Annotated in this window: 9 protein-coding genes; 7 read left to right on the forward strand and 2 right to left on the reverse strand. The window is 62.7% G+C overall.

What is annotated here, in order from left to right; all coding sequences use genetic code 11:
* Positions 1 to 105: 105 nt before the first annotated feature.
* The 4 genes from IE172_RS33505 (at position 106) to IE172_RS35400 (ending at position 3354) form a co-directional block, all read left to right on the forward strand.
* Positions 106 to 468, forward strand: coding sequence for an effector-associated constant component EACC1 (locus IE172_RS33505; RefSeq protein ID WP_190101138.1), 363 nt, complete (start codon positions 106 to 108; stop codon positions 466 to 468).
* Positions 449 to 1981: a hypothetical protein gene (locus IE172_RS33510; RefSeq protein WP_190101139.1), complete on the forward strand. Its 1533-nt coding sequence runs from the start codon at positions 449 to 451 to the stop codon at positions 1979 to 1981. Before IE172_RS33505 ends, IE172_RS33510 begins: the two co-directional genes overlap by 20 nt.
* Positions 1982 to 2422: 441 nt before the next feature.
* Complete coding sequence (locus IE172_RS33515; protein WP_190101147.1) at positions 2423 to 2974, forward strand: hypothetical protein; 552 nt, start codon at positions 2423 to 2425, stop codon at positions 2972 to 2974.
* A gap of 137 nt (positions 2975 to 3111) precedes the next feature.
* Entirely contained in the window at positions 3112 to 3354 is a 243-nt protein-coding gene (locus IE172_RS35400) for a transposase (RefSeq protein WP_368858556.1), read from the forward strand.
* Here the strand turns inward: IE172_RS35400 and IE172_RS35210 are convergent.
* Entirely contained in the window at positions 3314 to 3442 is a 129-nt protein-coding gene (locus IE172_RS35210; RefSeq protein ID WP_268253498.1) for a hypothetical protein, read from the reverse strand. The two genes, IE172_RS35400 and IE172_RS35210, sit on opposite strands and share 41 nt — an antisense overlap.
* 345 nt (positions 3443 to 3787) lie before the next feature.
* Here IE172_RS35210 and IE172_RS33530 point away from each other — a divergent pair, with 345 nt between their 5' ends.
* On the forward strand, positions 3788 to 4336 hold the full coding sequence (locus IE172_RS33530) for a hypothetical protein (RefSeq protein ID WP_190101141.1): 549 nt from the start codon (positions 3788 to 3790) through the stop codon (positions 4334 to 4336).
* 227 nt (positions 4337 to 4563) lie between these two features.
* On the opposite strand, the gene IE172_RS33535 is transcribed toward IE172_RS33530, so the two are convergent.
* Positions 4564 to 4944: a helix-turn-helix domain-containing protein gene (locus IE172_RS33535; RefSeq protein WP_229886725.1), complete on the reverse strand. Its 381-nt coding sequence runs from the start codon at positions 4942 to 4944 to the stop codon at positions 4564 to 4566.
* 30 nt (positions 4945 to 4974) lie between these two features.
* Between IE172_RS33535 and IE172_RS33540 the strand changes: the two genes are divergently transcribed.
* The gene (locus IE172_RS33540; protein WP_190101142.1) at positions 4975 to 5886 is read left to right on the forward strand and encodes a hypothetical protein; all 912 of its coding nucleotides are present in this window, start codon (positions 4975 to 4977) and stop codon (positions 5884 to 5886) included.
* An 83-nt stretch (positions 5887 to 5969) separates the two neighbouring features.
* Entirely contained in the window at positions 5970 to 7643 is a 1674-nt protein-coding gene (locus tag IE172_RS33545; protein ID WP_190101143.1) for a hypothetical protein, read from the forward strand.
* Positions 7644 to 7894 lie beyond the last annotated feature (251 nt).

Genomic DNA, 7894 nt, shown 5'->3' on the forward strand with positions numbered 1-7894 from the left:
ATTTTTATGGTTTCGCAACACGATCCCCGACGAGAAGATAGAGTACGGGGCGGAGTAAGGTCAGCTTTCCGCCGGATTCACCCTTCTCGCAGAAACGGAAAATACGTGAGATTGAATGAACGCGATTGGGAAACCGAGATCGAGATTCAATGCTACGAGCATGACGCGCTCCAATATCTGGAGGACGAGCTTGGTGATGATCCTGGAGTCAGCTTTCGAGAGGGCAATGTTTACACTTCGGAGCTGCGCTCCGATCTGGTCCATACGATCATTATCGCAGTTTCTTCCACCGGATTCACGTCAGCGGCCAGTGCCACTCTGATTCAGTTCATCAAGAGTCGGCGTGCAAAAATCACGGTGCGGCGGTCCAAAACAGGAACTACAGTGACGTACGAAGGACCAGTCAAAGACGGCCGAAAGGTTATGGAAATCGTCAATCATGTCTCGGTTGAACAGCTACCGGAATGACACAGACTCCATCCTGCTTCGATCCGCGCACGGAAGCTTTAGCCCCACTGCGGCATTAATCGACTTGGGGGTAATTCCTTCCCAAGAAAGCACCGCACCCGAGAGCATTTTGCGTGCCACTTCGACGCTGCTTCACGAGCGGCACCACTGGCTGCAACATATCGGCACGACAGCCGGTATTTACAACTCGCTCATTCTCCACTTCGAGAGTGCAGTGATTGCCGGAATGGGTGATCTAACTTCCGTGAAGGAAGAAGATCTCCCCCTTTTGGCTTCGAAGTCGCCGAAATACCGAGACGTGCTGAGTATTTGGGAGCATGCCGAGGCGGTTCGCAGATTATTTTTCGGCTGCAGAGTCGGTGATCACCGAAAACTGGACGCTGGAGGCAGTTTGTCCACTCGGTTTTTAACCTCGGCGCTGACCGACCACTTGGTGGAAAGCATTCCAGGCCCGTCCGGCTTACCACTCTCGCTACCTAAATGGCGAGATGAGATGTTTCGGAACAGGCCTCAGCATAGGGTAGTGAGCCATCGGCAATGGATTGTTGGCGCAAGACACCTGATGGAGTTCTCTGCTCGCGTCTCAGAGATGTTCAAGCTGGCCGTTGACTGGACTGAGGCTGGCAGAACGCATACCGATATGGAGCATCATCTGGCTGGCGTCTACGGCGTTGCGTACGATCTGTTCCTTAAATCGTGCGAAGTGGAAAACGACAACACAAATACGCTAGTAGCTGCTGCACTGACGTGTGACCTAGCGTTAAATAGCCTATATCCCCCGGCAGGGCCGGCGCTACTGGTATCTCCTTCTATGCTCTTTATCGAGCTCGCTAGAGATTTGAGGGATTTCGACTTTTCTCGCCCGGTAGTCATCAATGATCCGATTTCGGTTCGCGAACTCATCAACGAGCTTCATTGTCACCTGCGTAACCGCACTTGGGCACCCTTTGAATTGATCAGTGAACAGATTGTCGACTCTTTTGGGCACCTGACCCCTGATGCCGCAATGAATAGAGTGTTTGGCGCGGGCGACTTCCGGGAGCCTCCTCCTAATGCTGACTTGGTGTGGCTGGCCTCTCTGTGGGGAGAGTCCGCCAGACGTAGGACGAAAAACCCGGAACTATTTGCTCTTCCTTCCTGTGTCTACACATGCGACCGGGAGTTCTTCCATTCTTTGTTCGATCCAATCGCACCCCCAGTCATCAAGGCAGACGGAATGATGTACCCTGCCGCGGCTCGAACGAGTGACTTTAAGTGGCTGCAATTCACTCTCCATTTGGCAGTACAGGCAGATCTACTCCGTGGCGTTATGTACTCGACCGTTGACGAATTGGCTGCTGTTTTGGCGCGTTACGGTCTGCCGCTGACGGGTGACGAATTAAACGATGCTCACGGACGCGACCTAGCGCGTGTCCTATTTAAGTCAATTAATTTCTCAGCGCGCCAAGGGGCTCTAGGTGTTTCGTTGGTACGAAAGGTTGCCAAAATCCTCGGATATGATTCTCCGCTATGATAGACCTAAATGATTCAGGGGTGCTATCGTCGCCTGTACCCTTTTTCGGGGCGCGTCGAGTTTTGAAGGTCGACGGAGCGATTTTGGGCTGGAGCTGCTTTGGCGCGAGTGATCATGGCCCCGTAAGCTCCCGGCATGTCGGGCAGTCTGTGGACCTGCCCGGTAAAGCACGACGTTGGGGCCATGATCTTCGAGGCTCGCGCCAAAGTGGCTGCCTACAACCGTGGAGCCGACCGTCCCAGCCACGACGTACGGGGCCTCCACCGCCGCCACAGGTCGGCCTTCATCTCGTCCGACATCCCCGGCCGACCCAATCTCGCCACGTGTACCGTCCTCAACCAGCGCTGTTGCTCTGACCGGTTGAATCTAAGCCTGCCGGAATTTTGCTGGGCGGTCTCGTCACCCGCCGGTACTGTGCGACGCAGAACCAAGGTGGATGAGCTGGTGCGCCCAGTGCTGTTGGTGGATGTGGACGGACCGCTGAATCCGTATGCCGCCAAGCCGCACCGCCGGCCCGAGGGCTATCAGACGCACCGCCTGCTGACGCCTCGCTGGGAGGCCGCCGAGCGGCGCCGGCTGACTGAGTGGGGACTGCCGAACAAGCCTGTGAAGCCGCTGCGGGTGTGGCTTAACCCGGATCACGGCCCGGCACTGGATGCGCTTCCCTTCGACTTGGTGTGGGCGACGACGTGGGAGGAAGAAGCCAACGCCTTCATCGCGCCAGTCCTGGGATTGCCCGAGCTGCCCTTCATTCCCTGGCCCTCGCCGCGGCCCGAGCCCGGGGACGGTGTGTTCTGGAAGACGCCCGAGATCGTCGTGTGGGCGAAAGGCCGTGCGTTCGCCTGGGTAGACGACGAGATCACAGAGGCGGATCGTACGTGGGTGAAGGAACACCACGACGGTCCCGCCCTACTGCACCGGGTCGACCCGCGATGCGGCCTTGCCATCGACGACTTCGCCGCTCTGACGGCATGGGCAACCGGCCTTGGCTGACTCCGCAGCCGGTCGATCACCGGCTGCGACGCCATCCTGCACAATCGTTACGGGATAACCCTTAGCCACAGTACGCGGGTGAGGTTCGTGCACAGCTCGCGAGGTCCCTACATGCGGGCAACACGTAGGACCACCTGATCTGCGACGGGCGCGGCACCCCACTCACGGTCAGCACCACTGCAGCGAACGTCAACGACGTCACCCAGACCCTCGCCCTGGTCGGCGGCATCCCGCTCGTCACCGGTCGCCCTGGCCGACGCCCCGAAGCCCTGCTCGGCAGCAAAGACTACGACTCCAACCCCCACCGCGAGGAACTCCGCAAGCACCGGATCCTGCCGGTCATCTCCCGAAGGGCGTACCCACATCCAGGGCCTGGGTAAGCTCCGCTACGTCGTCGAGCAGACCTTCGCCCTGCTCCACCAGTTCAAGCGGCTCGCCGTGCGATGGGAACGCCGCACCGAACTCCACGACGCGTTCGTATCCCTCACCTGCAGCCTCACCTGCTGGAGGTGGCTCAAGAAGCACCGACCATGATCGTGTTACGAGCTCTTATGACAACAGCGGTGGGCGAACCGTCCGTCGCACGGCAACTCCAGTTTGAACACGCATACCTCGCCGCCGCCACCACGCAGTCCACGCCCACGCAAGCCCTTCGGATGCCACCTGCAGGGAAGCGCCCTCCCGCCGGGGCGAATCCTGCAAGAACCGGCGCAAGGCCACGCACTGGCTCTAGAGTGAGGCTTGCTTGCAAGGTGCGGAAAAGCTTGCGCCCAACTGCCGTAAGTGACACAGCTTCTGATGTGGAGCCAGCCAATGAGTGAGGTGCTCTTTCAGCGTCTCGACGCGGAGGAACAGGCCGCTCGGGAGCGAGTCAACCAGCTGCGTGCGGAGATCGCCGAGACGGAGGAACAGCTGGCCGCACTAGCAATCACGCGGCGCACCGCTGCTCAGCTCCTCGAAGAGGTGTCCCCCGAGGAGCCGCCCGCTAACAGGCGACCCTCCCAAAACGGCAGTGGAACTCCTCCGCAGCCCTCCACGGATGACGCTTCAGAAGCCACCGAGGCGGATGAAGAGTCGAGCCCCGACATGCAGTCGGGTGCACAGCAGCGGCGCAGGACGGGCAAGCAGGAGCCTTCGAGGCCCCATGGCCGACTTACGGAGCTGAACCGGAAGGTCGTCACGCTAGTGGCTTCCGCAGATCGACCAATGAGCCCCAAGGGCGTCGTCATCCCTCTCGTCGACAAGAGTGCGCCTCGAGCAGAGATCGAGCGGATGCGTCACCGGCTTAACCGCCTGGTGGACAAGGGATACCTGAAGCAGGTTGGACCGGGCCTGTACACCGGAGCGGAGGTGGATCAATAAGTAGCAGCGCCTAGCAGCACGTCCAATGTCGTGAAGGATCAGCACGACGCTGGACGAGGGGTGAATTGGTGGTGCCGCCAAGGGATCAGTCTCGGCGGCACCGAGCATGTGAGTCCGGTTAGGGGCTTCTGCATGCCGTTTTTGAGGGTAGCCCACCGTCGGGCTGCCCGTGGCGTGCTGAGCCCAATCCGTCCTGCCTGCACAGATACCGTGCGGGTTCCGGAGGTTCAGCAATGCATCGATCCCGGATGATTGGTACCCGGGTAGAGACCCACACCGAGCCCGTCCTCCAGACGGCTCAGCGTCGCTACATCCGGCCAGCTACTGCCGGCGAGGAGATTCGCGACCGCCTGGCGGTTGACGCCACTGAGGGCCGCAACGCGTCGCAGCCCCAGCCCTTGAAGGGCCATCTGCCTGGTCAGGGCTTGTGCGACGGCCTGCACCACCCTGGCATGGGGCTGGTCAACGAACGTCGCCTCGGGCCAGTTCTCCGGGTCCCGAGCCAGCTCCCGCGGCGGCACGCTGCGGCCTCGTCCTCCGGTCATGCGCATGCGCTCCTGACTGTCGAAGTGCACACTCACGAAACAGGTGGCCACTTGTGTAGCCATTTCTCGTGGTGTGTCCCTTTGGAGACGGATATGAGCGGCGCGATCCTTGGCTACCAGCCGTTGGAGAAACCATCTGAGTGGCCACTGGTCGCCGATGGAGTTCGCATGGTGGCCGCCGCGACCTGCGATTCCGTCCCGTATCCCGTGTCGAAGCTGATGCTCGCGCTCTCCGGGCTGGCGATGTACGCCGAGCGGGTCGGCATCGCTCGCGATCCGTTGGTCTGGCTGACCCCGGAGGTGATGACGCGCTACCTGCTCGCCCGGACGAAGCTTGAGGGCAGTTCCATCCAGACGTACCGGAGCATCCTGCTGCGTATCCGGGAAGCCCTGCTCTGGCTGGAGTACGGGCAGCAACCCACCCCCAGAATGAGCGCCAAGCGGCAGCGCGCCGCTCCTTACACCCCGCCGGAACTCGCGCGCTACCTGATGTGGGCCCGCGCACTGCCACCCACGTCCGCCCTCGGTGGGAGCGCCTTGGCGCTGCTGGCCCTCGGTGCCGGTTGCGGTCTGGCCCGCCGCGAGGTGCTGGCCACCCGAGGCACCGACATCACCGTCTTGCCGTCTGAGGCGGTGGTCGTCGCAGTGCCAGGCAGCGACCGACTGGTGGTCTGCCGGGCAATGTGGGAGGAAGACCTCGCCGCACGAGCCCGCACCGCTGGCGACGGGTACCTGTTCCTGCCTCACCGCCAGGTAGCCGACCCGAAGAACGGCGTGTCCAACTGGGCGAAGCGGACCCTGAATGGTGCTTCGGGGCTTCCCGACCTGAAACTGGCCCGGCTGCGCAGCACCTGGATTGTCGAGCTGCTGCGCCAGCGCATTCCGGAAGATGTCATCGCGGCGGCGGCGGGCATGCAGTCGACGGCCGCTCTGGCCCCCTACCGGGCATCGGTCCCCCCGCTCACCACCGCGGCCACCGCCCGCATGCTGCGCGGCTCGACATGAGAACTCCCGCCGACGACCCCCGCTATCAACCTGGCAATGGCCGTCCCCGCCGCCCCTACCCGCGCTCACACGAGCCGTCCGAGATGGCCGACAGCAAGGTTGTGAAGCTTCGGCGCACGCTCCATCAGAGCGGCGTCGTGGAGATGATCGAGGCACAGTTTGCAGGCCTGCCGGGCCCGCCCGGCTACCCCATCCGTCTGGTTCTGCTTGGGCTGGTCTGCGCAAGCTACGAAAGAACCAGCAGCAATCTCGACGACGCCTTCGAGATCATCACGTTCGGCACCAGCGGGCGACTGCGCGCCCACCTCTCCATTCCGACCTGCGACATCGAGGACCAGGATGCGGTCAATGCGCTTTATAACCGCTTCCACCGCGCCTGGACCCGTATGAACCGGCTGCTGGACGCTGCACCGCACCAGCGCCGCAGTCGGCTTCCCAGGGCGGCAGGTCGCAAAGTGGCCGCTCAGTGGAACGGTGAACGCGGGCAGCCTGCTCTCCGCCGTCTGGAAGAGCTCGCCAACCGGTTGGTCACCGCCCCGGTCCGCATCGCCTTCGGCAAAGGCCTGATGCGTCACTGGCGCGGCGACACTGCGATCGACACCACCTGCGTGCCGACTTGGGCCCGTCCCCACACACGCAAGCGCTCCGCTCTGGAGGCGAGTGCCAACTGGCACTACAAGGGAGGTGGCGACCGGGAGTTCGGCTACAGCGCCACGCTCGCCATCGCGGCCCACGCCGACCCGGACCGAGCCGGCCGCTACCCGCAGCTGATCCTCGGCATGGTGCTGCACACGCCCGAGAAGGACATGGGCCGCCACGCCCATTACGTCAGCGCTGTGCTGGCCCAGCTCACCGAGTTGCGTGGCTACACGGCGGCCGACCGCGCTTACACGAAGCTCCTCCCGGACAACTTCCATCGGCCGATGCGCGCCCTCGGCTACATGCCAGTGCTCGACTTCACCAAGACTCAGGTCGCCGATCAGGCAGAGCACCATCATCAGGGCGCAATTGCCAAAGTGGGCCGCCTCTTCTGCCCCCTCACTCCACGTCGCTTGCTCGACCTCTACCAGCAGATCCGCAGCGCGAAGAACGAGCGTGAACGTATCCCGCTTCGAGAACAGCTGCAGGAGATCGAGGCGTACGCGCTCACCCGCAAGGAAACACTCGACGATCGCGGCACCGAGCGGTTTGCCTGCCCCATCACCAAGCTCAACTGCCCCTGGGCACAGGAGCGCGAGGGCCGCGGCGCACCGACGAAGAAGGGGCCTGTACCGGTCGTCATCAACCTCGACGCCCGCAGGGAGCGCACCGCGCACCCCGCCAGCCAGCCCACCGTCGAGCCCCCGAACATGCCGCTCGGCGAACGCCCCAAGTGTTGCCGCCAGGCTTCCGTCACCGTGCAGGCACACGTCATGCCCCGCACCCGGCAGGAACTGCCTTGGCAGACGCCCTCCTGGGCCTTGGCCTACCAGACGTTGCGTGCCCACATCGAAGGTGGCAACGGGCGGCTGAAGTCTGTCGACTCCGCCCTGCACGCCCGCGAGAGACGTCAGCCCCGTGGCCGTGTCGCCCAAACTCTCCTGTCCGCCATCACCGTCATGGTCCACAACATCAAGGAACTCGAGCAGTATCTGGCTGCCAGCAAGCAGAGCGCGATCACCGGCCTCGACCTCGAGCCGACCGATGTTCTTCTGCCTTACCCGACGATCAGCTTGCCGGTCGCGCCCCGCTCCCAGGTGCTGAGCCGTAGCCCCTGAGTGGGCACGTTCCAAGTAATTAAAAACCGACACGTCGCGAGACCGCAGGAGTCTGCCTCCACGCCTGCGGTCCCCGCGGCATGTCCGCATCCCAACCCCCGGTCCGTTCCGACGCGGACCGCCGCGCTTCCCAGCGGCCCGGCAGGCTGACTTTCACACAAGCAGGAGCTCAAACGACGAGATCCCGGTCAGACGGTGACCGTCTGACCGGGATCTCGTGAACCGTTCCGGGGTGAACCCGTGAACGGCCC

This window comes from Streptomyces griseoflavus (assembly GCF_014649995.1).
Lineage (GTDB): Bacteria > Actinomycetota > Actinomycetes > Streptomycetales > Streptomycetaceae > Streptomyces > Streptomyces griseoflavus.